The sequence below is a fragment of the Methylotenera sp. N17 genome (genome assembly GCF_000799155.1).
GTDB lineage: Bacteria > Pseudomonadota > Gammaproteobacteria > Burkholderiales > Methylophilaceae > Methylophilus.
In genome coordinates, this window is record NZ_JUGE01000001.1 from 281,022 (window position 1) to 306,450 (window position 25,429).

A 25,429-nucleotide genomic window follows, 5' to 3' on the forward strand; every position below is an offset into this window, starting at 1 on the left:
CTGTATATATAAATGGCCAAAAAGTCAGTCAATAGCCAATAAATGGCTGAAATAAACCAGCCTTGGCTAAAGTCAGCCAATTGAAAATAGTGGATGTATAAAAATCAAGTGATTATACGCATCTAGGGTTGGCACTTTAATTGCAGTTATTCAAGTATGGATAACAAGTTATATTGGTGCGGTGTGGATTTGCTATGGGCATATAAAACGCTATTGCCCAGTATCGCCAGAAAAACGCAATGCAAGCATCATGCAAAAGATATACTACATGACGGTTTTTTGTGTTTTGCTTTATCCAGCAACCCTAGCCGATTGCAAGAGCCGCACGCATACTTACGCACAATCGTTCAGCATTTGGTGGTTGAAAAGTACCGTAAAGACACACGCTCACAAAATTATTTAGATTCTATCGAGTTTGAAGAGGCGAGTGTTCCATCTCCAGAGCACTTGGCGGATATAAAACAGCGACTCATGTTGTTAAACCAAATTATTCAAGATCTTCCACCGCGCTGTCGTGAAGCATTTATTCTTTTTAAAATCGAAGGTCTCAGTCAAAAGCAGATTGCAGTCAATCTTGGTATCAGTTTGAATATGGTAGAGCGTCATCTTATTCGTGCTTTATTAGATATTCGCTCTGCTAGAGAGCAATTGCTTAGCTGATGAGTAAGCAAACTAAATTAAGAACAACAGCTGCGCGTTGGTTTATTCGTATGCAAGAGGCAGAGCCAGATGCCCCCGAGCGCACACAGTTTGAAGCTTGGCTGCTACAAAGTCCGTTGCATCAACAAGAGTACGCAAGCTTCAGCCAAAGTTGGGATGATATAGACTCAATTGCAGAACTAAAGGCAATGGTGCATGCTAAAGAGGTGGCCCATTTTATTGGTAAAGATAAACGCGTAAAAAAAGTCAAAAATGCGGCAGCCGTACTCGGTACTTGTTTAGTGATGCTTGTGGGGGGGGTGGTCGGTCAGCAGCAATATAAAGAATGGCAAACTTCTCCCACTCTGCAGCTTGCAGCACAAACCACTGCATCGCAACTTACCACCAAAACTTTTGAGGATGGAACACAGGTAACCCTTAATGCAAGTAGCAGTATGGATGTAGCCTATTATCGCCATCAACGCCATGTGCAGTTAAATCAAGGAGAAGCCATCTTTGAGGTAACAAAAGATACCCAGCGACCATTTATTGTTGAAACGGATACGGCCAAAATAACAGTGCTGGGCACTCGTTTTGCTGTAAACAAACTAGATAACTTTGTGCGCGTCAGCGTGGATCATGGTCAAGTGCGCGTGGAATCTAAAGATTCGCTAAGCACGGTTTTGCTTGGCAATGGGCAGGTTGCCGAGGTACCAAAACATCAACCTATTCAGCGTAAGAATACACAAGCAAATGATTATTTTAAATTTGTAGATGGCTTAATTGTGTTTAATCAATCAGATATATATGAGATTGCAGAAGTGCTCTCTCGATATCGCGCAACGAAGGTCATTGCGCAAGGCACGCCCCATGAAAAGATCAGTGCAATTATAGAAGTTAAAGATATGGAAGTGTTTATAGATACGCTCCCAAAAATTGCCAACGTTAAAGTGGTGAATGCTGCAACGCAACGCGTTATTCAAGCAAAGGAATAATATTTAAAATTTTTTGATACCAATATCAGGGTTTTGCATTTTCAAACATCAAGCCAATAAGAACCGATTTTTCTGAAAGGCAATTCCTTGAAATCTACTCGCCCAACTGTGCGTGCAATCGTAGCTATCGCCAGTATTAGCACTGCTGGTTTTACGCTCTCTATCGCAAATGCCGCAACGCTAAATACAAAACTCCCCAGCGAGTCTCAAGCGATATTAAATTTACCGGTTACGGTTAATCAACCTAGTCAGCCCTTAGCCTCAGCGCTCAAAGTATTGAGTGCCGCCATGGGGGTGAATATCACGTTTAATGACGCTTTGACCTCTGGTAAAAATGCACCAGCCATCAAGGGAGTCATGACTAGAAAAGAGGCGCTGCAAAAGCTACTGGGTAACTCTGGGCTAGAGGCAAAACTCAACGAAACCACTATTTATATTCAGCAAGTAGCAGATACTACAGATAAAACACTTCAGCTTGATCAAATCAGTGTCCGTGCCAAGCGTTCTTATGATGTTGGGCCGTTGCCAGGCTTAGGCCTCACCAAAGAGGAGATCCCCGGTAACGTACAAAGCATCACTGCAAAAGAAATTAAAGAATCGCATTCGCTCAGTATTGCGGACTTAATGAATAGTAAGTTGCAGTCGGTCAGTGTGAATGATTACCAAGGCAATCCCTTTCAAATGGATGTTAACTATCGTGGGTTCACAGCATCTCCTCAATTAGGTACTGCACAGGGCATTTCAGTATTTTTGGATGGTATTCGAGTCAATGAGCCCTTTGGTGATGTTGTCAATTGGGACATGATTCCAATGAATGCACTAAGTAGTTTGGATATTTTTCCTGGTTCCAATCCTATATTTGGGTTAGGCACGCTGGGTGGGGCACTAACCATGCGTACCAAAAGCGGATTCGACGGAAAGAGTTTAGATGCAGAAGTGCTTGCAGGCTCATATGGGCGCAAACAACTGCAAATATCTGCGGGTGGTAATAACGGAGTGATTGCCGGTTTTGCTTCTGGCAACTTTTTTCTAGAAGATGGCTGGCGTGATAATTCACCGAGTAAAGTCAATCAGGTATTTGGTAAGGCGGAGTGGCAGAATGAGCGTGCTCGCTTAGGCTTATCCATGCTATATGCGGGTAATAAACTTACTGGCAATGGCTTGTTGCCAGAACAAATGGCGGCTGAAAACCGTAGTCAGGTTTACACTTCGCCTGACGAAAGCAAGAACGATCTATTGCAGTTTCAATTGAGTGGCATTTGGGATGTTTCAGACACCTTTAACATTTCGGGCATGGTTTACCATCGAAATAGTAAGCGTAAATCTCGTTCTACAGATGTTAATAATGATTTTGAAGGATATGCAACTGATAGAGCCACTGGTAGGCAGGTGCTAGCAGGTTTTCAAGATATTAATAAAGATGGTCTGCCAGATTACAATAATGTGGCATATAACGTTGCAGCAGACATTAATGGCAATCCTTTAGATAAAAACGGCAATGTATGCTTTGATCCCAATGATCCTTGTATCAATAATTTAGCGATTGGCACAGATTTTGGTACTAGAGCACTGGATGCTTTTGGTAACCCCCTTGCAGCACAGGCCGAGGTCGCCCCTGCAAATGATGGATTCGGAAATCCAGTCGTACCAGGTAATATATTAAATTGGACTTACGATCCAAGGCAAAGTCCATTTGAATTTACCGCTTCAACTCAACCTGGTGTATTCAATGGTGCATTATCAGATCAGTTTTACCAATTTGCGCTGGGTGTTTGGAAAAGAAAAGCGCTTGACGCAATTACGTCTTCTACCGTAGACCCACAAGCATATGGTGGATTGCATCCATCAAATGGATTTACAGCCAATCAATTTAAACCTAACCCAAATTCTAATAGCATTCAAGGTGCCAACTATACGGATGCTGTTGGTTTTTATCACGAACTTGCAATATTGGATGTGGCAAATCTAGCAATACTAGACCCAAGCTATAGACAGCTATTCGTCGGAGGTGTTCCTTATGGAGTAGCCGTGCTCCAGCCTAGCCCAACGGTGCCGGGTGATTTTATTCCAATTGCCAGAGATGGTGGACAAGCAGATATTTATACAGGAACACGAGGAGTGAATCCAGGTTATATAGATGGTACGCCTACTGCATTAATCACTAATACTCAAATTGACCAGATAGGTACAGGGGGTTCTCTGCAGCTTAATTGGAACCTAGACCAACATAAGTTTATGGTGGGGGGCGCTATAAATAAAGCTGACGCTAGTTATAAAAGTGCTGAGTATTTAGGCCTTTTGGATAGTAAGCGCAATGGTGCCGCCGCACCAGACCAATTAGGGTATGAGTTTTACGCGCGCGACAAAGATCATGCGATTAGCTTAAATGATTTTAAGGGAGATTCCATCACAAAAAGCTTGTATGCAAGTGAAACATGGGCACCTATTAAAAACTTGAACATAACTGCCGCTGCCCGCTACAACTACACAACTATTAGTAATCTACTAGCTGTTAACCGCTCATCAAGTGCAGGTGCTGGCACTTTTTTTAATATCTTGGACGCTTTCACGTTGTGTACAGATACTAACAATAATGGCGTGGTTGAAGGTACAGAATGCCCAACAGGTATTCCAACAGAAAATCTAATTAGTCCTATAGGTAATGAGGATTTTAGGAATCGCTCTTTAGTAGGTGATGCGAGGGAAACATTTCACTATCGCTCATTTAACCCTGCATTAGGTGCCACTTGGCAAGCTACCGAAGCTTTAAATATATATAGCAATTGGAATCGTGGTGCTAGAACGCCTACAGTAATTGAGTTGGGTTGTGCCCTTGATGATACGTTGATCCCAGTTGAAGGCGCGCTTGTCAATGGTGAGCAAGTCTATCAAGAGCGTTCTATTGTGCAAAGGCGCAATTGCAACTTACCAAGCACCATGGCAGGTGACCCCTATTTAAAACAAGTGCGTTCGGAAACTTTTGAGGTAGGTGCAAGAGGGAGTTGGACTCGCTATATAGAGTGGAATGCCAGCGTTTACCGTACTGATTTGCAAGACGATATCTATTTTGTCAGCGTGGCACCAAGTCGAAGTTTCTTCCAGAATATCGGAGATACCCGTCGACAAGGTATAGAGATGGGGTTTAAAGGCAAAATAGGTAAAGCTAGTTTCGGTTTGAATTATGCGCTTACCGATGCCACCTTTCAATCAGCCTTTAGACTAGATAGTCCTTATAACAGCTCGGCCGGCACGGTTATTCCAGACCCCACTAATCTTGCTGGCAATGACTATAAAGTTATTGATGGGAAATTGGTATATGTAAGCGATTATCAAAAAATTAAAGTTAAATCTGGCAACCGAATGCCAGGCATACCACTTCATAACCTAAATGCTAATTTTAGCTATGAGTTAACGGATAAGTGGGCGGTTGGGTTAAACGCCGTTACGCATTCTAGTGCGTTTGTACGTGGCAATGAAAATAACAAACATAAGGCAGGACCTGTTCCCCCAACTATAGCCCTGTGTAATTTATTTGATCCAAACACCGGGACTACAACTCAAGTTGCATGTGAAGTGCCGCATGCGAATTACAGAGGGGGTAAAACACCTGGTTACACTGTGTTTAATTTTCAAACCAGCTATAAGCTAAGCCCGGAGTGGACTTTCGGCTTATTAATTAACAATCTGTTTGATAAAAAGTATGCCAGTGCCGGACGCTTGGGTTTGAATGCATTTTCTCCATCAATCAACGGTGCGATCGGAACAAGCGGTTTTAACTACAACAGTACGGAGTGGGAAGGTGCCAGCTTTTTGGGGTTAGGTGCACCGAGATCAGCCTTTTTTACGTTGAGTTATCAGTTTAAACCGGATGCATTATAATTAAGTTGAGGGATGGTTTAATGGTGGAAGTGGTGGATGGTTAGTATATTTGTTATGAGTTACCTTCTTCACACCCTACCAAAATTTAAACGGGTTCCAGTAATGGAACCCGTTTTTCATTTCTACCTAGTCTGGCGTTAATTCTCCTGCTGTTGGGTTGGTAGCGAGATAGACAGAACTCCAGCCAATACTAAAGCAGTGCCAATTATCTGATTGAAGGTCACGGGCTCACCAAGAAATATAGCAGCCAGTAATATGGTGGAAACCGGTCCTATACTACCAATGAGCGATGCTTTGCTGCTGCCTACTCTCCGTATGCCAGCATTGAGCAAGATCACTGGAAGTATTGTGGACACAATTGCCATTCCCAGCCCTAATTGATATACACCCATAGGCAGTTTTAACGAGGCCACCGAATGTGTGAGGGCAAAGTGGGTGACACAGGCAGTGCAAGCAATAATCATCGTATATGCGGTAAATCGCTGCGTGCCAATCTTATGAAGCATGTTGCTACTTCCTACCAAGTAGCAGGCGTATGTCAATGCACTGAGTAATATAAACCCAGCCCCTAGCACGGTGGTGCTGGTACTGCTAAATGAAATGTCATGCATAGCAATCAAGATGATTCCAGCGTAGCTTAGCGCTAGCGCCAATATTTCGCGTTTACCTATGGGTCTCTTCGCCAGTAGCGCAGTAATGATGACGACAAATGTGGGATAAAGGAAAAGGATGGTGCGCTCTGTGCCAGCGGATACGTAGCTTAAGCCAATGAAATCGAACAGGGATGATAAGTACATTCCGCCTAAGCCCAATGCAAACAGGGAACCCCAGTCATTCATGCTCAAGCGTGAGGAGGAGGTATTGTTTTTAGTTGCAATCACTGCCATCACTATAAAAAATGGTGTCGCAAGTAACATTCTTAATGCGAGCAAGGTGACGGCGTCTACGGGATATTGGTAAGCCAGTTTGATAAAAATTGCTTTGGTAGAAAATGCAATTGCCGAGATGAATACGAAGGAAGCGCCTATGAGTGCCTGATTATTTTTTGACGTGATGGTGTTGTTGTGCATGTAGCCCCTTCTTTTGCGGGCCATCTCTGCAGAGGTCTTGTGTTCACCAACCGCGGAGAGGCTCGCGGTTGCTTGTTTAAAATACTAAGAAAAACAGCAGTTGTCGCGAGTGGAAACGGCCAGTAGCCATAGGGCCTGACGATATTGTTTGCTGACAACTTGAGTGCTGATAGACATGCCAATAATTCTACCTTTAAATGCTAGAGTGTCAAACTGTAGATGTCAGCAAACAAGCCGTAAAATAATGTGCTAAAAATGCAATTGAGATTTGCATTCTGTAGTGAATTGCGTATAATGCCCAGTTCTCTAAAAGATGATGTTTAAGGCTTTATTATGTACGCAGTAATTAAAACAGGCGGCAAGCAATACAAAGTGGCTGCTGGTGACAAGCTAAAAGTTGAAAAATTAGTGGGTGACGTGGGTAGCAAAGTAGTCATCGACAAAGTGTTGTTGATTGCAGATGGCGAAAAAACCACCATTGGTGCTCCGTTAGTTGCTGGCGCGAAAGTAAACGCAACAGTAGTTTCACACGGCCGTGCTGATAAAGTGATGATTTTCAAATTCCGCCGTCGTAAACATTATCGTAAAACACAAGGCCATCGCCAAAGTTTTACAGAAATTCAAATTGATACGATTGCTGCTAAATAAGCAGTTTAGAAATAAGGACTCGACATGGCACACAAAAAAGCAGGCGGTAGTTCACGTAACGGTCGCGACTCACAGGCTAAACGTTTAGGCGTTAAAGCATTCGGTGAAACAGTAGTTTCTGCAGGTAGCATTATCGTGCGTCAGCGCGGTACAAGAATGCATGCCGGTGAAAACGTAGGCATGGGTAAAGACCATACACTTTTCGCAAAAATCGACGGTAAAGTCACTTTTGCAGTAAAAGGCGCGTTAAAACGCCACACTGTTAGTATCGTTGCAGTTTAAGTTTGTTTGATTTTGCAAAGCCTCATCGTTTGATGAGGCTTTTTTATTTGGTACACTCTAATTATGAAATTTATCGACGAAGCAACCATTAAAGTCTACGCTGGGGACGGCGGTAACGGTGTTGCAACGTTTCGCCGTGAGAAATATGAGCCGATGGGTGGCCCCAACGGAGGCGATGGTGGTAAAGGCGGCTCTATTTATGTGGTTGCTGACCGCAACATCAACACACTTGTAGATTATCGCTACACACGTACTTTCCGTGCACAGCGCGGTGAGAATGGTCGTGGTGCAGAGTGCTATGGCGCCAAGGGTGAGGATACGATTTTACGTGTGCCAGTCGGTACGGTGATCTCTGACAAAGCCACTGGCAATATGTTTGTCGATCTAAATGTGCATGGACAAGAAGTGCTGCTGGCCAAAGGTGGTGCCAACGGCTTGGGTAACGTCCACTTCAAATCCAGTATTAACCGTTCACCACGCCAATGTACCAAAGGCGAGCCGGGCGAATCATTTGAACTGTATTTAGAGCTTAAAGTATTGGCGGATGTGGGCTTGTTAGGTATGCCGAATGCAGGTAAATCGACGTTTATTCGTTCAGTCTCTGCTGCAAAGCCTAAAGTGGCTGATTACCCATTTACGACCTTGCACCCTAACTTGGGTGTGGTACGCGTGGATGCAAACCGTAGTTTTGTGATTGCGGATGTGCCTGGATTGATTGAAGGCGCTGCTGAGGGCGCAGGCTTGGGGCACCAGTTTCTGCGCCACTTAGCGCGTACGTCCTTATTGCTACATTTGGTCGATATCGCGCCTTTTGATGATGCGGTCAGTCCAGTTGATGAGGCTAAAGCCATTGTCAATGAGCTGAAAAAATACGACGAAGACTTGTATAACAAGCCTCGCTGGTTGGTGTTAAACAAAATAGACATGGTGCCAGACGCAAAACAGGTGGTTGCCGATTTTGTAAAAGCCTATGGCTGGGAAGGTCGCGTGTTTTCGATTTCCGCCATTAGTGGTGTCGGTTGTAAAGAGCTCACTTATGCCATCATGGAACACTTGGAGCAAGTACGCGTACAACAACTAGAACAAGACGAAGAAATCAAAAGCAATGCAAGTATCCAAAGTATCGTTACTTCAGAATAGCAAAACACTGATTGTAAAAGTGGGGTCTAGCCTTGTCACCAATAATGGTGAGGGTTTGGATCGCAATGCAATTGCTGCTTGGGCTGAGCAAATTAGCGTATTGATCAAGCAGGGTAAGCATGTGGTGTTGGTGTCTAGCGGCGCGGTTGCAGAAGGGATGCAAAGGCTTGGTTGGAAAAAGCGCCCAGTAGAAGTGAATGAGCTGCAAGCTGCGGCGGCAGTCGGCCAAATGGGCTTGGTGCAAATGTATGAGAGCTGCTTTGCACAACATGGTCTGCATACTGCGCAAATCTTGCTCACGCACGAGGATTTAAGTGATCGCAAACGTTATTTAAATGCGCGTAGTACGCTTAAAACGCTGCTAGCGCTAAAAGTGATTCCGATTATTAATGAAAATGACACGGTCGTGACTGAGGAAATTCGTTTCGGTGATAACGATACCTTAGGGGCTTTGGTTGCCAACTTAATTGAGGCTGATGCGCTGGTAATATTGACCGATCAACAAGGGCTGTATTCTGCTGATCCACGTAAAGACAGTAATGCAATGTTTGTCAATTTTGAAATGGCGGGCAATCCACTGTTAGAGCAAATGGCGGGCGGTGCAGGCAGTAGTGTCGGTACCGGTGGCATGCTCACCAAGATACTGGCCGCTAAACGTGCAGCAAATAGCGGTGCACATACCGTCATTGCCTCTGGTAGAGAGCCTAATGTGCTGGTGCGTTTGAGTGCTGGGGAGGCTATTGGTACACATCTGGAAGCTGGGCAGATGAAGATTGTAGCTAAAAAACAATGGTTGGCTGATCATCTGCGTTTAGGCGGTAAGTTGATATTAGATGCTGGTGCTGCAACTGTGCTGACTAAAGAAGGTAAGAGCTTGCTAGCCATTGGCGTTGTAGATGTACAGGGTACGTTTGAGCGCGGTGATGTGGTGGCTTGTGTGAACGGTGATGGTGTAGAGCTGGCCCGCGGGATCGTGAATTATAATTCACAAGAAGTAGCGCGCATCAAGCGCAAACCAAGCCATGAGATTGAACAGATTTTGGGCTATGTAGAAGAATCTGAACTCATTCATCGTGATAACTTAGTCGTACTTTAGCAAGAATAAACTTTTGATTGATTTCGATAAAGCATGAAAGCCTCCTGATTAAGGAACAATATGGATAATAAACAAGCATTAGTAGCCATCATTATGGGCTCAGACAGCGATTGGCCAGTGATGAAAAATGCTGCGCAAATGTTGGCTGATTTTGGGGTGCCGTATGTGGCCAAAGTCGTGTCTGCACATCGCACACCAGACTTGATGTTTACTTTTGCAGAAAATGCAGCCGGTTTGGGCTATCAGGTGATTATTGCTGGTGCTGGTGGTGCTGCGCACTTGCCAGGAATGGTTGCAGCCAAAACGACTTTACCCGTGTTAGGCGTACCCGTACCATCCAAACATTTACAAGGGCAGGATTCTTTACTCTCTATCGTACAAATGCCAAAAGGTATTCCGGTTGCAACTTTTGCGATTGGTGATGCCGGTGCAGCCAATGCAGGCTTATTTGCGATTTCTATGTTGGCCAATCATGACGCAACTTTGGCCGGCAAGTTAGCGCAGTTTAGAGCAAAGCAATCAGAAAAAGTACATGCAATGGAGTTAAATGACCAACCATGAAGTCAGTAGAAGTTAAAAAAACAGGCGTGATTAACCCACCGGCTATGTTGGGTATGTTAGGTGGCGGTCAGTTGGGCCGCTTTTTTGTGATTGCAGCACACGAGATGGGCTACCAAGTGACCGTGCTGGATCCAGATCAAAATAGCCCAGCAGGCAACATTGCCGATGTGCATTTGTGTGCGAATTATGATGATGCTCATGCGCTTAAGCAAATGGCTGACACTTGCCAGGCGGTGACTACAGAGTTTGAAAATGTACCAGCGACTACACTAGAGCAGTTAGCGCAAGCAACCACCGTGCACCCAAGCGCACAGTCTGTGGCAATTGCACAAAACCGCGTGCTGGAAAAAAACTTTATCCGTGATGCGGGTTTGCCCGTAGCGCCGTTTGTGGTCATCCAACAGGTAGCTGACTTGCCGGCCGATGGTGATGCGATCTACCCTGCGATATTGAAAGTCGCGCGCTTTGGCTACGATGGCAAAGGCCAAGCGCGTGTCAAAAATCAAGCAGAAGCATTAGCTGCATTTGCCTCTTTTAAACAGGAGGTATGTGTATTGGAACATATGCTGCTGCTGGATTTGGAAGTATCTGTAGTGCTGGCGCGCGATGTGCATGGCAATATCGCTGCTTTCCCAACCGCTGAAAATAGCCATTTAAATGGTATTTTAGATGTGAGTATTGTGCCTGCGCGTTGCTCCGAAGTGATTAAAGCGAATGCGCAAGAGTTAGCCAAAAAACTGGCCAAAGAGCTAAATTATGTGGGCGTACTAGGTGTAGAGTTTTTTGTGGTGGGCACACAGTTGCTGGTCAATGAGATTGCGCCGCGTCCGCATAATTCTGGGCATTACACCATTGATGCTTGTGTGACCAATCAGTTTGAACAGCAAGTACGTGTAACAGCCGGTTTGCCGTTGGGTGATGCGCATCTGCATAGTGAGGCTGTCATGGTCAATATTCTAGGGGATAGCTGGGTGGATGGTAAAAATCCAGATTGGCATAAAGCGTTTGCACACCCCAACCTAAAATTACATCTATATGGCAAACATGAGCCGCGTAAGGCTAGAAAAATGGGGCATTTTACGGTGATTGGCAAAGACAAAGAAGCAGTATTGAACGTGGCAAGGATTGCACGTGGCGAATTACATATCGGGGTTTAACACATTCTAACAGGGGGCAACAATGGCAATCATCAGTCCGAATCTTCAAGTAAGCGCATTTCCGAATGTCATTAAATATGTTGTGCTGGCGATAGTGGTGTTAGTGTTGCTGTCTTGGTTGAATCCTTTTGTTGTGATTAATGCCGGGCATCGCGGCGTGATTACTACGTTTGGTAAAGTGAATCAGACAGTACTAGAGGAAGGACTGCACTTCCGCATTCCTATCGTGCAGCAAGTGCGCGAGATTAATGTGCAGATTCAAAAGGCGGAAGGTGATGGTGATGCAGCTTCACGCGATTTACAACAAGTGCACACCAAAATCGCATTGAATTACCATTTGATTCCAACCCGCGTGGCAGAGACATTCCAATTGGTAGGGGATTTAAGTTCTGTGGGGGACCGCATTATTGTGCCAGCAGTGCAAGAGGCCTTTAAAGCGACCACCGCAAAATATACGGCGGAAGAGCTCATCAGTAAACGTCCTGAGGTGCGCGATCAAATTAGTCAGTTTATGAAAGATCGACTATTGCGACATGGCATTGCGATTGATGAGTTCAGTATCGTGAATTTCCGCTTCTCAGAAAGTTTTAATCAGGCGATTGAAGGCAAGACCACGGCGGATCAGCTGAAATTAAAAGCTGAGCGCGATTTAGAGCGCATCAAAGTTGAAGCTGAGCAAAAGATTGCATCTGCAAAAGCAGAGGCGGAATCGTTAAGATTGCAAAAACAAGAGATCACACCAGACTTGCTGAAACTGCGTGAAATTGAAAATCAAAGGTTAGCGTTGGAGAAGTGGAACGGGCAGTTGCCACAAGTCACCGGTGGCTCTGTGCCGCTGATTAATATTAAGTGAGCTGATTCTTCTCATTGGCTCGAATATCGAACGCTTAATTGAGCATAATAAAAAAGCCGAACATTTGTTCGGCTTTTTTGAGTCTGGTTGTTTAATCCCAGTGCTACATTACTCAGCTTTTGCTTTTTTTGGTTTAGCAGCGGCTTTTGGTTTTGCTTCAGCTTTTGGCTTAGCCGCCGCTTTAGCTGGTTTTGCGGCAGCTTTAGGCGCTACCGCTTTTTTAACAGAAGCCAAAGTCACAGATGCGTCACCGGCTAATGCTTTGATTGCAGCAGTTAAACGGCTCTTATGACGAGCAGCTTTATTTTTATGAATGATTTTTTTATCGGCAATGCGATCAATGATGCCAACATTCTCTTGGTATGAAGCTACTGCAGCAGCTTTATCACCTGTTTCAATCGCTTTAATCACTTTTTTAATTGCAGTACGCAAAGTAGAACGCAACGCTGCGTTGTGCGCATTCACTTTTACGGACTGGCGCGCGCGTTTGCGTGCTTGTGCGGTATTTGCCATGTTTGATTATCCTAATGCTGTAAGGGTATAAATACGAAACCGTGCATAATAATGTTTTTGTGTTTGTTTTGCAAGGTTTAATTATGTTTCTGCATGCAGCAACAAAGCCTAGCATGATAAAATCTCGCCATTAAAATAATTATCCATTCCATCTCTTCATGAACTTGCTCAAAGTCCTCGCCAAAGTAGGGAGTATGACGTTTGTCTCGCGCATTTTAGGCTTTGTGCGTGATACGTTGATTGCGCGTGCTTTTGGTGCGAGCATGCTGAGCGATGCGTTTATTGTAGCGTTTAAAATTCCCAATCTATTGCGGCGTATTTCAGCAGAGGGCGCATTCAGTCAGGCTTTTGTGCCTATTTTGGGTGAGTATAAAACGCAGCGGGGGTTTGATGAAACGCATGCACTTATCAATCGGGTGGCCACTTGGCTAGGCCTGATTTTGGTGGTGGTGACGTTGCTGGGTATGTTAGCCGCACCGTTTATCGTGACATTGATTGCACCTGGTTTTCAAGCCAACCCAGTCAAAATGCAACTGACGATTGAGCTGTTGAGAATTACCTTCCCTTATATCTTTTTTATCTCGCTGGTCTCGATGGCGGGTGGCGTGCTGAATACCTACAATAAATTTGGTATCCCCGCATTTACACCAGTATGGCTCAATGTATCTATGATTGCGGCGGTATTGTTCTTTGCCGATTATTTTGCAGAGCCCATCAAAGTATTGGCATGGGCCGTGTTTGTGGGTGGCTTTTTACAACTGATATTTCAAATCCCATTTTTAAAACAAATTGGCTTATTGCCCCGCTTGGACTTTAAGCGAGACGATGAGGGTGTCTGGCGCATATTGAAACTGATGGGACCTGCGTTGTTAGGCGTGTCTGTGGCGCAAATCTCATTGATTTTAAATACCATTTTTGCTTCGTTCTTGGCCACGGGCAGTGTGAGCTGGCTGTATTATGCAGATCGTCTGATGGAGTTCCCGACAGGGGTATTGGGCGTTGCGTTGGGTACCATTTTATTGCCTAGTTTATCTAAAGCCTATGCTAGCAAAAACGAAAGTGAGTATGGCCAGCTATTGGATTGGGGTCTGCGGCTCACGTTTATTTTGGCGGCGCCAGCTGCAGTTGCACTTGCAATACTGGCAACGCCACTGGTCTGCACACTATTTTATTACGGTAAATTTACGCCAACAGACGTTGCTATGACACAGCAAGCATTGATTGCCTATAGTGTTGGTTTACTGGGGATGATTCTAGTCAAGATTTTAGCGCCTGGTTTTTATGCACGGCAAAATATTAAAACACCCGTCAAAGTGGCTATTTTTACTTTGGTATTAACACAAGTCATGAATGTGATATTTGTCTATGTGTTGCATTTGAATCATGCAGGTTTGGCCCTTGCGCTTGGCTTGGGTGCCTGCGCAAACGCTGCATTGCTGTATTACCATTTGCGCAAATCAAAGTTATATCAGCCCCAAGCTGGCTGGTGGGTGTTTTTATTCAAACTTGCTTTTGCTTTGGCAGTGATGGGCACAGTATTACATGTTGCAATGGGTGATGCTGCGACTTGGCTAGAGTTCAGTGTCATGAAACGGTTAATGCATTTGTCCTTATTAGTTGTGTTGGGCATGGGTGTCTATTTTGCGGTGTTATTTATCTTGGGCTTCCGCCCCAAAGATTTTTCGCGCAGAGCGCTCCATTAGCTTATGGACTTAACACTACGGACTTAACCTAATACTACGGACTTAATCTCAGGCCATTCATTTTGCAAGTATTCAGACATTCACCTACCACGCATCCAGCACCATTGGCATTGGCCATTGGTAACTTTGATGGTTTGCATTTGGGGCATCAGGCGTTATTGGCTAAATTGGTAGAGACTGCGCGTCAGTATCAAATCACACCTGCCGTGATGACCTTTGAGCCGCATCCACGCGAGTTTTTTACGCCACATAATGCGCCTGCGCGTTTATCCTCCATGCGTGAAAAGCTGGAATGTTTTGAAGAGGTGGGTGTGGAAAAAGTGTTCGTATGCCGCTTTAATCAAGCGTTTGCAGCCATTACTGCAGAAGCGTTTATGCAGGATGTTTTGCGCCATGATTTAAATGCCAATACGATTTTGGTGGGCGGCGATTTTTGTTTTGGCGCCAAACGTCAGGGCACTACACAAAGTTTTATTGATAACGGCTTTCAATTGGTTGATTTTCCACCAGTGCAAGTGGCGGGCCAGCGCGTGTCCAGCACCCTAGTGCGGGAGGCTTTGGCGGCGGGTGATTTAATACGTGCTGAAGCTTTACTGGGCAGGCCTTACAGTATTAGTGGCAAAGTGGTGCATGGCGCAAAACTCGGGCGCCAGTTGGGCTACCCCACGGCCAATGTGCATATGCGTCACGAACGGCCTGCATTAACCGGGGTTTATGCGGTAAAATTAGACGGTTTGAATGGCGTTGCTAATTTGGGTGTGCGGCCTACCATTGGCGGTGTGCCAAAGTTGATGTTGGAAGTATATGTCTTTGATTTTGATGGTAATTTGTATGATCGCCATGTGCATGTACAGTTTTTCCATAAAGTCCGCGATGAAATGAAGTTTGAAAGTTTAGATGCACTCAAGGCACAAATTGCGCGGGATGCAAGCGCTGCAAAAGATTATTTTAAAAACCGTAGTTAAGAATATAGTTAAGAATTAAGTCATGACTGACAACAAAGATACCAAATACAAACTCAACTTACCGGAAACCAGTTTCCCCATGCGCGGCGATCTCGCCAAACGTGAACCGGCATGGCTGGCGCAGTGGCAAGCAAAAAAGCTGTATGAAAAAATCAGAACAGCGCGCAAGGGTGCAAAAAAATTCATTCTGCATGATGGCCCGCCGTACGCGAATGGTGATATTCACATTGGTCATGCCGTCAATAAAATCCTGAAAGACATCATTGTTAAATCCAAAACCATGAGTGGTTTTGATGCGCCTTATGTACCAGGCTGGGATTGTCACGGGTTACCCATTGAGTTGGTGGTGGAAAAAGCGCATGGCAAAAATATTGAGCCAGCCAAGTTCCGCGAGCTTTGCCGTGCTTATGCGGCTGAACAAGTGGAAAGACAAAAAAAGGATTTCGTGCGTTTGGGGGTGTTGGGTGATTGGGATCATCCTTACCTGACCATGGATTTTAAGACCGAAGCCGACATCATGCGTGCTTTGGGCAATATCTATCAAAATGGCTATCTCTATCAAGGCAGCAAGCCCGTGCATTGGTGTGTAGATTGTGGCTCTGCCTTGGCTGAGGCCGAGGTTGAGTATGAAGATGTGAATTCACCCGCGATTGACGTGGGGTTTAAAGTGGCAGACACCGCAGCTTTAAGCAAAGCGTTTGGTGTGGAAGTGACAGATGATGCATTTGCAGTGATCTGGACAACGACGCCTTGGACATTGCCGGCGAATCAGGCGGTTAGTGTGCATCCTGAATTGACATATGACTTAGTGCAGACGAGTAAAGGCTTATTGATACTGGTACATGAGTTAGTGGAAGCGACACTCAAGCGTTATGGCGAAGAGAATACACAAGTATTGGCAAGCACCATAGGCGCGACTTTGAAGGGCTTGTTGCTACAACACCCGTTCGATAACCGCCAAGTGCCTATCATTACTGGCGACCATGTGACGACTGAAGCCGGTACTGGCTTAGTCCACACCGCTGCTGCACACGGTAACGACGACTGGCTGGTGATGCGTGCCAATTTCCCCAATGAAAAACCACGCGTATTGATTGGTGGCGATGGTAAATTCTTTACCAGTGATTTGGTCGAGTTTGCGGAAATTCGTGGCTTAAGTCGCCAAGAAGCGAACAAAGTGATTTTGGCCAAGATGCAAGAGAATGGCACCTTGTTGGCCAGTGCACGTTTGAATCACAGTTTTCCACATTGCTGGCGCCATAAAACGCCGTTGATGCAATTGGCCACACACCAATGGTTCATTGGTATGAATGCACAAGATGCAAACGGCAAGTCTTTACGAGAGCATGCCAATAACGCAGTGGATGCGACTGAATTTTTCCCAAGTTGGGGACGCGCACGCTTAGAGGCGATGATTAAAAACCGTCCAGATTGGTGTGTATCGCGCCAGCGTAACTGGGGCGTGCCAATGCCATTATTTGTGCATAAAGAAACAGGCGAATTGCATCCGCAAACGCCAGCGCTGCTAGAAAAAGCCTGCTTGCAGGTTGAGCAGCAAGGGGTTGAGGCTTGGTTTAGCCTGGATGGCGCCGCTTTCTTAAACGCCAACGCGCCAGAGAATGCAGATCAGTACAAAAAAGTAACGGATACTTTAGACGTCTGGTTCGATTCTGGATCCACGCATGCTGCAGTATTAAAGCGTCGCCCCGAATTGCAGTTCCCAGCTGACTTATATCTCGAAGGTTCAGATCAGCATCGCGGCTGGTTCCAATCTAGTTTACTGACGGGTTGTGCCATTGATGGCCGTGCGCCGTATCACGCATTGCTAACGCATGGCTTTGTGGTGGATGGCGCTGGTCACAAAATGAGTAAATCTAAAGGTAACGTAGTCGCGCCGCAAAAAGTGATGGATACCTATGGTGCAGATATTCTACGTTTATGGGTGGCCAGCACGGACTACTCAGGCGAGTTAACGATTTCTGATGAAATCTTAAAACGTGTGGCAGATAGCTATCGTAAGATTCGCAATACCTTACGCTTCTTGTTAGCGAATGTGGCTGATTTTGATGCAAGCACACAGTCCGTATCCTATGAACACTTATTAGAAATTGACCGTTATGCGCTAGGTTTATTGAGCGAGCTTTCCAATACCTGTCATGGCGCATATGACGTGTATGAGTTGCATCGCGTGGCGCAAGCCTTGCAGCATTTCTGTGCAGAAGATTTGGGGGCCTTCTATTTAGATATTCTGAAAGACCGTCTGTATACCAATGCAGAAAATTCGCATGACAGACGTGCAGCACAAACCGTGCTGCTAAAAATCACACAAGTGTTAGCTGGCTTGATGGCGCCTATTTTGAGCTACACCGCAGAAGAAATTTGGCAAACGCTGACACCTAATACCGAAGACTTTGTAGTGTTACACAATTGGGCAGATAGCCAAGATGTGATTAGTGCGACACAGCATGCCGACTATGTTGTATTAAAGACAAAATGGGATGCTATACGTGCACTGCGTGCGCAAGCGGCAAAAGAGATCGAAGTGTTGCGTGGTGCAGGGCAGGTTGGGTCGTCATTACAAGCTGAACTTGATTTCAATGTGACTGCAACAGACTTTGATGCGTTGACTAGCTTAGGTGAGGATTTGCGTTTTGTGACAATCACTTCCGCAGCAAACGTGTATAAAGTAGCAACTGACGCTGAACAAGCAATACTGGTCAAACCAAGCCAGCATACCAAGTGTGAGCGTTGCTGGCATTATGTGGCCGACGTAGGCAGTCATGCTGATCATCCCACCATTTGTGGTCGTTGCGTAAGCAATATCTCTGGCAAATCACAGTCACGTAAATATGCATAAATGGTTAAGTGTTAGCGCGGTGGTGATTGCGTTGGATTTATATACCAAGCACTTGGTGCAGCAAGCGTTTGCCTATGGTGAGCATCTAGCAGTGACGCCATTTTTTGATTTGGTGCGTTACCATAATGAAGGCGCTGCTTTCAGCTTTTTGGCAGATGCGGGTGGCTGGCAGAAGTGGTTTTTTACTGCAATTTCTGTCGTGGCGTCTGTCGTCATTGTCTATCTGTTAAAAAAGAATGCGAACAACAAACTTTTTTGCTGGGGGCTGGCCTTAGTATTAGGTGGCGCATTAGGTAATTTATATGACCGCATTACGCTAGGCTATGTAGTTGATTTTCTGTATTTTTACTATCAACAGTTTGCATGGCCGGCATTTAATGTAGCCGATAGTGCTATTTGTGTAGGTGTGGGGATTTTGCTGCTAGACAGCGTTGTTAACAATAAAACACAACAATAAGAATATTGCTAGGCTCGTACCAGGCGAGTCAAAAGGGGTGATATGCCGGATTGGAAAAAACTGATTGAAGGTAAGATCGCGCTAGCCAAAAAAGGCCGGTTGCTGGGGAACAAAACCAGCAAGCCTAGTGAAAATGCACGTATTCCATCAGGTCAAAAGCAAGTCACTAACTTTCCCGTACTTGATTTGGGCATTCGCCCCAATCTCAACACCACTAACTGGTCGCTGCGCATCTATGGCTTGGTTGAGCATGAGCTGAACCTAAAATGGATGGATTTCCGCGATCTGCCGCAAATTAAAGATACCTCAGACTTTCACTGTGTGACACGCTGGAGCCAATTAGACATGGATTGGGAAGGCGTTTCTGCACGCGAGTTGTTGATGCAGGCGAACCCGTTGCCGAATGCTAAATTTGTTACCTTGCATAGTTACGATGGCTATACCACTAACCTACCGTTGGAAGCCTTGTTGGACGATGATGTCATCATTGCGCATAGTGTATTTGGCAAATCGCTCACTGCAGAACATGGCGGGCCGGTGCGTATGGTAGTGCCAAAACGCTATGCCTGGAAAAGCGCAAAATGGCTAAAAAGTATTGAGTTGCATGAATTTGACCGCCCCGGTTTTTGGGAAGTGCGCGGCTATCACAATGATGCGTTTCCATTTTTAGAGCAGCGCTTTACGGATGACGATTATTAGTTGACGGTTTTGTGACAAGAAACTGCAAATCTTAGTCTGATTGGCGCATGGATTGATGTGTGTAGCGTAGGTAATATCAGAAGCTGTTTTGTCTTAAAGTCTCATGCCATGAAAGCTGTTTCCAAGCTTGTTTTTGTTGTTGCTATGACAATCTTTCCTGCCATCGCAACAGCTTCTATTGAAACATTGAGCCTTAGCTGCTCTTCTAATTTGGTAGTGTCCACAGAAAATGGCTATCAAGCAAACTGTGATGGAGATTTTATCTTTTACAGTGGTACGTTGAGGGATGATATATCTATTAGACTATTTTCTCTTGGGATGTTGAATATCAAGTCAAATGTTAGTCTGATTGCGCCGTTAATCGAGCTGTCTGGATCGTCTGGTTTTATAGAGCCAGGTGCTATCTTAGATGCAGGTTATACTGGTTTGCCAAATAACAATCCTGAAATTCTGATACCTCATGTGGGTGTTATCAAAGACCCTTTTATCCTATCTCAAGATTCCCTTATTCTATCTCAAGTCCCCGAGCCTACTAATTTAAGTATGCTAGCGCTGGGGTTGTTGGCTATTAGCTTAGTTAATCGTCGTAAGTTCCAGAAATCTTAAGCTTTACTCGGTATTAACTTCTTACCCAACTCAAAAAACGCAACACAAATCGCACCTACTTTTAAACCGATAATCCCATCAATGATGATCGGTGAAATTGCAGACAACGCGCCTCCCACCACTGGTAGTGTTTGTAAATAACCTGAGATGTCCTCGGTGAAATGGTGAAGCACGGGGATACCATGGCCGATAATGCTGCCACCCACCATAAACATGGCGGCAGTACCTAAAATAGAGAGTAAGCGCATTAAATAGGGTGTGACTGCGAGTAGCTTTTCACCCACTTTGCGCTGCACTTGGCGATACACGCTTTGCCCTTTTTTCAGCATTAAATGCAAGCCTAAGTCATCTAACTTAACAATGCCTGCCACCAAGCCATATACGCCAACCGTCATAATGATAGCAATGGCCGAGACCACAGCCACTTGTTTACCAAAGCTGGCAGCAGCTACTGTGCCCAAGGCAATGACAATGATTTCTGCCGATAAAATAAAGTCGGTGGTAATGGCGCCTTTGATTTTTTCTTTTTCCAGCGCAACCAAATCTACGTTGGCATCTTCAACCGCATGCGCCAATGCGGATTGATGGGCTGCGTCTTCCTCTTTGTGCAAGAATTTATGCGCGATTTTCTCAAATCCTTCAAAGCACAAAAATGCGCCGCCTATCATTAGTAGTGTTGGGATAATCCAATGAATGCCGAATTTAGCCGAGAAATAACTCAGTAATAAGGCTGTGGGGACTAAGATAAGTTTGTTGATAAACGAGCCTTTAGCCACGGCCCATACTACGGGTAATTCACGCTCTGCTGCCACGCCGGAGACTTGTTGGGCATTCAACGCCAGATCATCGCCCAATACGCCAGCGGTCTTCTTAGCCGCCACTTGGGTCATGACAGAAACGTCATCTAAAATCGTTGCAATGTCGTCTAAAAGTGCAAGTAAGCTACCAACGGCCATCATATTCCCAGGATTGATTATAGAAGTTTTGAATTTTACGCGACTAGGGCTAAAATGCGCGTATGTTGTCGCAAAAATTATTCCGCTGGATGCATCGTATCGCGTTGATCGCGATGATGTTTGCGTCGCTGGCACCTAGCGTATCGCACGCGCTGGCCGGACAAGGCAGCACGAGCGGATTTTTGCAGGAAATTTGTAGTACCGGCGGCAAAAAACTATTTATTCAAGTAGTGACCACGCAAGGCAACACCTTGCAAGCTGGTTTGGATGTCAAACCAAGTAGTCAGCCAGCGTCTATCAGTCATCACCTTAATCATTGTCCGTTTTGCCATGCCGGCACTGCGGATGTTGCGTTACCCAGCTTCAACCCAGCATTTGCACTGTATTTAGCAGCACAAGAAAAAGCCGTTCGCTTTGATTATGCTGCGCCAGTACAACTCCATTTTGTCCACACTGCGCATCCCACGCGCGCACCTCCCGTTTTACTCTAAAAATAAATCACTGCATTGCACCCGATGATTGTGGGTGCGTTTTATATTTTTTGGAGTAACACACCATGTTAAAACAACAAGGTTTAAACAAACAGATTTTAACGGCCGTATTAGCAGTGCTACCGGCGCTGGCATATGCCGACCACAACGAAGCCATTGAATTAGATGATATTCACGTGACTGGCACGATTGATAGCCGGATCATCAAACATCCTGCCACGGTAGAGACATACACCAAGCAGCAGATTCAAGAGTCTGTCAATGCGACTACCTCACAACAAACGCTCAAATACTTACCCAGTTTTCAGGTACGTGAGCGCTATATTGGTGATCGTAACGGGCCATTAGCCACACGTACTACAGGCACGCTCTCAAGCGCGCAAACCATGGTGTATGCCGATGGCATTTTGCTGTCCAATTTGTTGGGTAACTCGTTCAGCTTTCCGCCACGCTGGGGCATGGTCAGCCCAGAGGAAATTGAGAGTGTGAGCATTTTATACGGCCCATTTTCAGCGCTGTATGCGGGTAACTCGTTTGGCGGAGTGGTGAGCATGAACACCCGCATGCCGACCAAATTTGAGGCGCATGCCACAGCACAGGCATTTGCACAGAATTTTGAGTTGTACGGTACCGACAAAACCTTTAAGGGCAATCACGAGACCGCTTCATTTGGCGATAAAGTTAACGACTTGAGTTTTTGGCTAGGCGTAGACCGTTTGGAAAATGAGAGTCAGCCTATGCAGTTTGCCAATGCGCTGCTATCGACCACTGCGCCTGCTGGTGCGCCGGTAGTGACAGGTGCTTATTCGGACCGCAATGAGAGAAACCAAAACAGAGTAACCTTTGGTGCGACAGGCATAGACCATACCGAACAACTGAATGTGAAGCTAAAGGCAGCATACGATATTAGCCCGACCGTACGTGCGACCTATACGTTGGGGCTGTGGGATTTGGATAGCCGCACCGATGTGGACAGCTATATTAAAGATGCTGCGGGCAACCCGGTGTATAACGGGCGTGTCAGTGTTAATGGGCAGCGTTACGATATTTCAGGATTCAGTCCGGCAGAAGTTGAAGCTTTTCATGTGATGCAGGCCATTGATTTAAAAAGCAATACCAAAGGATTTTTTGACTGGAATCTGACGCTGTCTGACTACGATTATCAAAAAGATAAAAATAGCAGTGCAAATGCGCCTTCTACCGGCACAACTGCGGCGGGTAATCCTTATATCAATAAAATCGGCCGAGTGGTTGACCAAAGTGGCACTGGCTGGACAGTACTGGATGCGCGCGGCACATTGCGTCCTACGGATGGTAATGGTGACAAACATGAGATTGATGTGGGCTACCACGTTGACCTATATAAACTGGTCAGTGATACGAATAACACCGCGGATTGGTCTACTGGCAACAAGGGGACATTGAATGCAAGCTCGCGTGGTGAGACCCAAACGCAGGCGATTTATGCGCAAGATAAATGGCAATTGAATCCTGCATGGGCGGTGACGTTTGGCGGACGTTTTGAGCATTGGGAAGCTAATGATGGACTTAATCAAACGACGACTGGCACTGGCTTGCAAACTAGTCGCTATGCTGATAAGACTGACAATAAATTCTCGCCCAAGCTTTCCATTAGTTTTGAACCGATGCCAGAGTGGGGATTTAGAGCGGCATTTGGTCAGGCATTTCGCTTTCCAACGGTCAGTGAGTTGTATCAACAAATTACCACTGGTACTGCGCTAGTACAAAACAATCCGGATTTGAAGACGGAAGAAGTGATCTCCAGTGAGCTGACAGCAGAGCGTAGGTTTGCCACTGGCCTAGTGCGTGGCAGTTTCTTTCATGAGAATAAATATGATGCGCTCGTCTCGCAAACCACGACTAACGGTAACCCGGTTCCATTTGGCACCGGTACGTGTACGGCAGGGGCAGCGGGATGTACTTTTATTCAGAATATCGACCAAGTGCGTACTTACGGCGTGGAACTTGCCAGTGAGTGGCAAGACGTAGGCGTACATGGTTTGGATTTAATGGGCAGTGCTACGTTTACCCATGCTGAGATTGTGAAGAATGATGCCAACCCGCAGTTTGAAGGCAATAAGCCATTACGCATCCCAAGGGCGATGATCAAAGGCGTAGCTACTTACCACCAAGGCAGTAATATCTCCTATAGTTTGGCGGCGCGCTACAGTGGCAGGCAATATTTTTATCTAGATAATAGCGATAGCAACCCAGATGTGTTTGGCGGGGGTAGCAAATTTTTTATCATGGATGTGAAAGCCAATTACAAGTTCGATAAGCGTTGGACAGCTTCTGTTGGTGTGGACAATCTGAATAATTACAAAGCGTATATCTTTCACCCATATCCGCAACGTACCGGTTATGTGCAAGTAAAGTTTAATTACTAGCACGCAGCACAGCAGATTGGATGACATCATGAAGTTACGTCGCTGGCCGGCCCATCAAATTGTTTGGCGTTGGCATTTTTATGCAGGATTATTCTGTATCCCTTTTATGTTGTTGCTGTCGGTCACTGGTGGCATCTACCTGTTTAAACCGCAGGTAGAAGCTGCGCTGGATGCGCCTTACGAGCATCTAGTCCTGACAGGGGCTGCTGCATCTGCGCATCAGCAGGTGCAGGCAGCACTAGAAGCTGTACCGGGTGCTGTGTTGCATGCCTATGAATTGCAGGCCAACCCGCAATCGGCAGTACGGGTGTTGGTCAAGCAAGGGGCTGTGATTTCACGCGTGTATGTGCATCCGCAGACTTTGCAAATACTCAATATTGCACGCGAGGATAGCAAGCTGATGCGCATTGTGCACGAGCTGCATGGCAATTTATTGCTAGGCGCGCGCGGATCTTACTTGGTAGAGCTGGCTGCCTCTTGGGCAATTGTCATGGTCATCACTGGCTTGTATTTATGGTGGCCCAAAGCAGGGCAGGGTCTGGCGGGTGTGGTCTATCCGCGCATGCGCAAGAGCAGCAGAGTGTTTTGGCGTGACCTGCACGGTGTGGTGGGATTTTGGATATCGTTCTTCACCTTGTTTCTATTGATTTCCGGGCTGCCATGGACCAAATCTTGGGGTGGCATGTTAAAAGAAATCCGGCAAATACAAACGATGCATGTCCAAACGGGGAACATCAAAATACAGCCCCAAGACTGGACGGTAGGTGGCGTAGCCGCTGGCGAACATGCAGCGCATGAAGGACATGCCATGCAGTCGCATGCGCACCACCATGCACAGGATTATCGCCTGTTGGATCAGCTGGTGGCTACGGTCGCACCATTACAATTGGCGCCGCCAGTGCTGATTGCGCCACCTTCTAATAAATCTGCAGATTGGACAGCGCGTTCTGATGCGCAGAATAGACCTTTGCGTGTGAATATCCGTTTTGATACCGTCGGTAACATGATTGAACGGAAAAACTTTGCTGACAGACCATGGTTGGACCGCCTGATTGGCATGGGTGTCGCCATACACGAAGGCCAATTATTCGGGTGGTTCAATCAGTTGCTAGGTGTGGTCACCGCTTTGGGCTTGGTGTTGCTCTCCGTGAGTGCAGTGGTGCTGTGGTGGAAGCGCTTAGCCAACGCTTCGCTATTCCGTACGTTGGGAGCGCCACCCAATAGCCAACGTCCAGCACGCTTTGCTTGGGCAATGATCGCGGTAGTGCTTAGTTTGGGTGTATTGCTACCGTTTTTTGGGCTATCGTTATTGCTGGTGTTGCTGATGGAGCGCTACGTCATGCCTTATTTTCCAATGCTGGCAAACTACCTTGGGCTACGTCAGGCCAAATAAATAAAGGCTATCTTATTTGTTAGTAAGATAGCCTGTTGTTCGTACCAGAAATAGTAAAGCG

The 25,429-nt window shown here is 45.8% G+C and carries 22 protein-coding genes; 19 read left to right on the forward strand and 3 right to left on the reverse strand.

Annotation, left to right across the window (positions count from 1 at the left end; genetic code table 11):
• Positions 1 to 156 precede the first annotated feature (156 nt).
• From FG11_RS01450 to FG11_RS01460, 3 genes are all read left to right on the forward strand, one after another.
• Positions 157 to 660 (forward strand): RNA polymerase sigma factor, encoded by a 504-nt coding sequence (locus FG11_RS01450; protein WP_020183857.1) that lies wholly within the window; start codon positions 157 to 159, stop codon positions 658 to 660.
• Positions 660 to 1,634, forward strand: a complete 975-nt coding sequence (locus tag FG11_RS01455) for a FecR family protein (protein WP_047532704.1) — start codon at positions 660 to 662, stop codon at positions 1,632 to 1,634. The genes FG11_RS01450 and FG11_RS01455 overlap by 1 nt, the downstream gene beginning before the upstream one ends.
• An 87-nt stretch (positions 1,635 to 1,721) precedes the next feature.
• A complete protein-coding gene (locus FG11_RS01460; RefSeq protein WP_047532706.1) occupies positions 1,722 to 5,513 on the forward strand; it encodes a TonB-dependent receptor domain-containing protein in 3,792 nt (1,263 codons plus the stop codon).
• A 137-nt stretch (positions 5,514 to 5,650) separates the two neighbouring features.
• Here the strand turns inward: FG11_RS01460 and FG11_RS01465 are convergent, their stop codons facing one another.
• A complete protein-coding gene (locus FG11_RS01465) occupies positions 5,651 to 6,583 on the reverse strand; it encodes a DMT family transporter (RefSeq protein WP_052184894.1) in 933 nt (310 codons plus the stop codon).
• Between the two features lie 333 nt (positions 6,584 to 6,916).
• On the opposite strand from FG11_RS01465, the gene rplU reads away from it, so the two are divergent.
• The 7 genes from rplU (at position 6,917) to FG11_RS01500 (ending at position 12,320) form a co-directional block, all read left to right on the forward strand.
• Complete coding sequence (gene rplU / locus FG11_RS01470; RefSeq protein ID WP_020183861.1) at positions 6,917 to 7,231, forward strand: 50S ribosomal protein L21; 315 nt, start codon at positions 6,917 to 6,919, stop codon at positions 7,229 to 7,231.
• A gap of 24 nt (positions 7,232 to 7,255) precedes the next feature.
• A complete protein-coding gene (gene rpmA / locus FG11_RS01475) occupies positions 7,256 to 7,513 on the forward strand; it encodes a 50S ribosomal protein L27 (RefSeq protein ID WP_020183862.1) in 258 nt (85 codons plus the stop codon).
• A 63-nt stretch (positions 7,514 to 7,576) separates the two neighbouring features.
• The gene (gene cgtA / locus FG11_RS01480) at positions 7,577 to 8,653 is read left to right on the forward strand and encodes an Obg family GTPase CgtA (RefSeq protein ID WP_020183863.1); all 1,077 of its coding nucleotides are present in this window, start codon (positions 7,577 to 7,579) and stop codon (positions 8,651 to 8,653) included.
• On the forward strand, positions 8,619 to 9,749 hold the full coding sequence (gene proB, locus FG11_RS01485) for a glutamate 5-kinase (protein ID WP_025223795.1): 1,131 nt from the start codon (positions 8,619 to 8,621) through the stop codon (positions 9,747 to 9,749). The genes cgtA and proB overlap by 35 nt, the downstream gene beginning before the upstream one ends.
• A gap of 60 nt (positions 9,750 to 9,809) precedes the next feature.
• Complete coding sequence (purE, locus tag FG11_RS01490; RefSeq protein ID WP_025223796.1) at positions 9,810 to 10,310, forward strand: 5-(carboxyamino)imidazole ribonucleotide mutase; 501 nt, start codon at positions 9,810 to 9,812, stop codon at positions 10,308 to 10,310.
• Complete coding sequence (locus FG11_RS01495) at positions 10,307 to 11,467, forward strand: 5-(carboxyamino)imidazole ribonucleotide synthase (RefSeq protein ID WP_047532708.1); 1,161 nt, start codon at positions 10,307 to 10,309, stop codon at positions 11,465 to 11,467. The genes purE and FG11_RS01495 overlap by 4 nt, the downstream gene beginning before the upstream one ends.
• A 22-nt stretch (positions 11,468 to 11,489) precedes the next feature.
• On the forward strand, positions 11,490 to 12,320 hold the full coding sequence (locus FG11_RS01500) for a prohibitin family protein (RefSeq protein WP_052184895.1): 831 nt from the start codon (positions 11,490 to 11,492) through the stop codon (positions 12,318 to 12,320).
• A gap of 108 nt (positions 12,321 to 12,428) precedes the next feature.
• Here the strand turns inward: FG11_RS01500 and rpsT are convergent, their stop codons facing one another.
• Entirely contained in the window at positions 12,429 to 12,833 is a 405-nt protein-coding gene (rpsT, locus tag FG11_RS13380) for a 30S ribosomal protein S20 (protein WP_020183868.1), read from the reverse strand.
• A 158-nt stretch (positions 12,834 to 12,991) separates the two neighbouring features.
• On the opposite strand from rpsT, the gene murJ reads away from it, so the two are divergent.
• From murJ to FG11_RS01535, 6 genes are all read left to right on the forward strand, one after another.
• On the forward strand, positions 12,992 to 14,536 hold the full coding sequence (gene murJ / locus FG11_RS01510; RefSeq protein ID WP_047532710.1) for a murein biosynthesis integral membrane protein MurJ: 1,545 nt from the start codon (positions 12,992 to 12,994) through the stop codon (positions 14,534 to 14,536).
• A gap of 62 nt (positions 14,537 to 14,598) precedes the next feature.
• Complete coding sequence (locus tag FG11_RS01515; RefSeq protein ID WP_047532712.1) at positions 14,599 to 15,501, forward strand: bifunctional riboflavin kinase/FAD synthetase; 903 nt, start codon at positions 14,599 to 14,601, stop codon at positions 15,499 to 15,501.
• Positions 15,502 to 15,523: 22 nt separating this feature from the next.
• Positions 15,524 to 18,358 carry an isoleucine--tRNA ligase gene (gene ileS, locus FG11_RS01520; protein WP_047532713.1) on the forward strand — a complete coding sequence of 945 codons (2,835 nt, stop codon included), beginning with the start codon at positions 15,524 to 15,526 and terminating at the stop codon, positions 18,356 to 18,358.
• Positions 18,351 to 18,815 carry a signal peptidase II gene (lspA, locus tag FG11_RS01525; protein ID WP_020183872.1) on the forward strand — a complete coding sequence of 155 codons (465 nt, stop codon included), beginning with the start codon at positions 18,351 to 18,353 and terminating at the stop codon, positions 18,813 to 18,815. The genes ileS and lspA overlap by 8 nt, the downstream gene beginning before the upstream one ends.
• A gap of 42 nt (positions 18,816 to 18,857) precedes the next feature.
• Positions 18,858 to 19,514, forward strand: a complete 657-nt coding sequence (locus tag FG11_RS01530; protein ID WP_020183873.1) for a sulfite oxidase-like oxidoreductase — start codon at positions 18,858 to 18,860, stop codon at positions 19,512 to 19,514.
• A 108-nt stretch (positions 19,515 to 19,622) separates the two neighbouring features.
• The gene (locus FG11_RS01535; RefSeq protein ID WP_047532715.1) at positions 19,623 to 20,120 is read left to right on the forward strand and encodes a PEP-CTERM sorting domain-containing protein; all 498 of its coding nucleotides are present in this window, start codon (positions 19,623 to 19,625) and stop codon (positions 20,118 to 20,120) included.
• On the opposite strand, the gene FG11_RS01540 is transcribed toward FG11_RS01535, so the two are convergent.
• On the reverse strand, positions 20,117 to 21,076 hold the full coding sequence (locus FG11_RS01540) for a DUF808 domain-containing protein (RefSeq protein WP_047532717.1): 960 nt from the start codon (positions 21,074 to 21,076) through the stop codon (positions 20,117 to 20,119). The genes FG11_RS01535 and FG11_RS01540 overlap by 4 nt on opposite strands.
• A gap of 62 nt (positions 21,077 to 21,138) precedes the next feature.
• Between FG11_RS01540 and FG11_RS01545 the strand changes: the two genes are divergently transcribed.
• From FG11_RS01545 to FG11_RS01555, 3 genes are all read left to right on the forward strand, one after another.
• Positions 21,139 to 21,567, forward strand: coding sequence for a DUF2946 domain-containing protein (locus FG11_RS01545; protein WP_020183876.1), 429 nt, complete (start codon positions 21,139 to 21,141; stop codon positions 21,565 to 21,567).
• Between the two features lie 65 nt (positions 21,568 to 21,632).
• Complete coding sequence (locus FG11_RS01550) at positions 21,633 to 23,975, forward strand: TonB-dependent receptor (protein WP_047532718.1); 2,343 nt, start codon at positions 21,633 to 21,635, stop codon at positions 23,973 to 23,975.
• Between the two features lie 28 nt (positions 23,976 to 24,003).
• Positions 24,004 to 25,368, forward strand: a complete 1,365-nt coding sequence (locus FG11_RS01555; protein WP_047532720.1) for a PepSY-associated TM helix domain-containing protein — start codon at positions 24,004 to 24,006, stop codon at positions 25,366 to 25,368.
• Positions 25,369 to 25,429 lie beyond the last annotated feature (61 nt).

Coding starts and splice junctions, on each gene's coding strand:
- ileS (WP_047532713.1), top strand. CDS start 15,524: ATGACTGACAACAAAGATACCAAATACAAACTCAACTTACCGGAAACC.
- FG11_RS01495 (WP_047532708.1), top strand. CDS start 10,307: ATGAAGTCAGTAGAAGTTAAAAAAACAGGCGTGATTAACCCACCGGCT.
- FG11_RS01530 (WP_020183873.1), top strand. CDS start 18,858: ATGCCGGATTGGAAAAAACTGATTGAAGGTAAGATCGCGCTAGCCAAA.
- FG11_RS01545 (WP_020183876.1), top strand. CDS start 21,139: ATGTTGTCGCAAAAATTATTCCGCTGGATGCATCGTATCGCGTTGATC.
- FG11_RS01465 (WP_052184894.1), bottom strand. CDS start 6,583: ATGCACAACAACACCATCACGTCAAAAAATAATCAGGCACTCATAGGC.
- purE (WP_025223796.1), top strand. CDS start 9,810: ATGGATAATAAACAAGCATTAGTAGCCATCATTATGGGCTCAGACAGC.
- murJ (WP_047532710.1), top strand. CDS start 12,992: ATGAACTTGCTCAAAGTCCTCGCCAAAGTAGGGAGTATGACGTTTGTC.
- FG11_RS01450 (WP_020183857.1), top strand. CDS start 157: ATGGATAACAAGTTATATTGGTGCGGTGTGGATTTGCTATGGGCATAT.
- FG11_RS01550 (WP_047532718.1), top strand. CDS start 21,633: ATGTTAAAACAACAAGGTTTAAACAAACAGATTTTAACGGCCGTATTA.
- FG11_RS01455 (WP_047532704.1), top strand. CDS start 660: ATGAGTAAGCAAACTAAATTAAGAACAACAGCTGCGCGTTGGTTTATT.
- rpsT (WP_020183868.1), bottom strand. CDS start 12,833: ATGGCAAATACCGCACAAGCACGCAAACGCGCGCGCCAGTCCGTAAAA.
- FG11_RS01555 (WP_047532720.1), top strand. CDS start 24,004: ATGAAGTTACGTCGCTGGCCGGCCCATCAAATTGTTTGGCGTTGGCAT.
- proB (WP_025223795.1), top strand. CDS start 8,619: ATGCAAGTATCCAAAGTATCGTTACTTCAGAATAGCAAAACACTGATT.
- FG11_RS01540 (WP_047532717.1), bottom strand. CDS start 21,076: ATGGCCGTTGGTAGCTTACTTGCACTTTTAGACGACATTGCAACGATT.
- rpmA (WP_020183862.1), top strand. CDS start 7,256: ATGGCACACAAAAAAGCAGGCGGTAGTTCACGTAACGGTCGCGACTCA.
- FG11_RS01500 (WP_052184895.1), top strand. CDS start 11,490: ATGGCAATCATCAGTCCGAATCTTCAAGTAAGCGCATTTCCGAATGTC.
- lspA (WP_020183872.1), top strand. CDS start 18,351: ATGCATAAATGGTTAAGTGTTAGCGCGGTGGTGATTGCGTTGGATTTA.
- cgtA (WP_020183863.1), top strand. CDS start 7,577: ATGAAATTTATCGACGAAGCAACCATTAAAGTCTACGCTGGGGACGGC.
- FG11_RS01535 (WP_047532715.1), top strand. CDS start 19,623: ATGAAAGCTGTTTCCAAGCTTGTTTTTGTTGTTGCTATGACAATCTTT.
- rplU (WP_020183861.1), top strand. CDS start 6,917: ATGTACGCAGTAATTAAAACAGGCGGCAAGCAATACAAAGTGGCTGCT.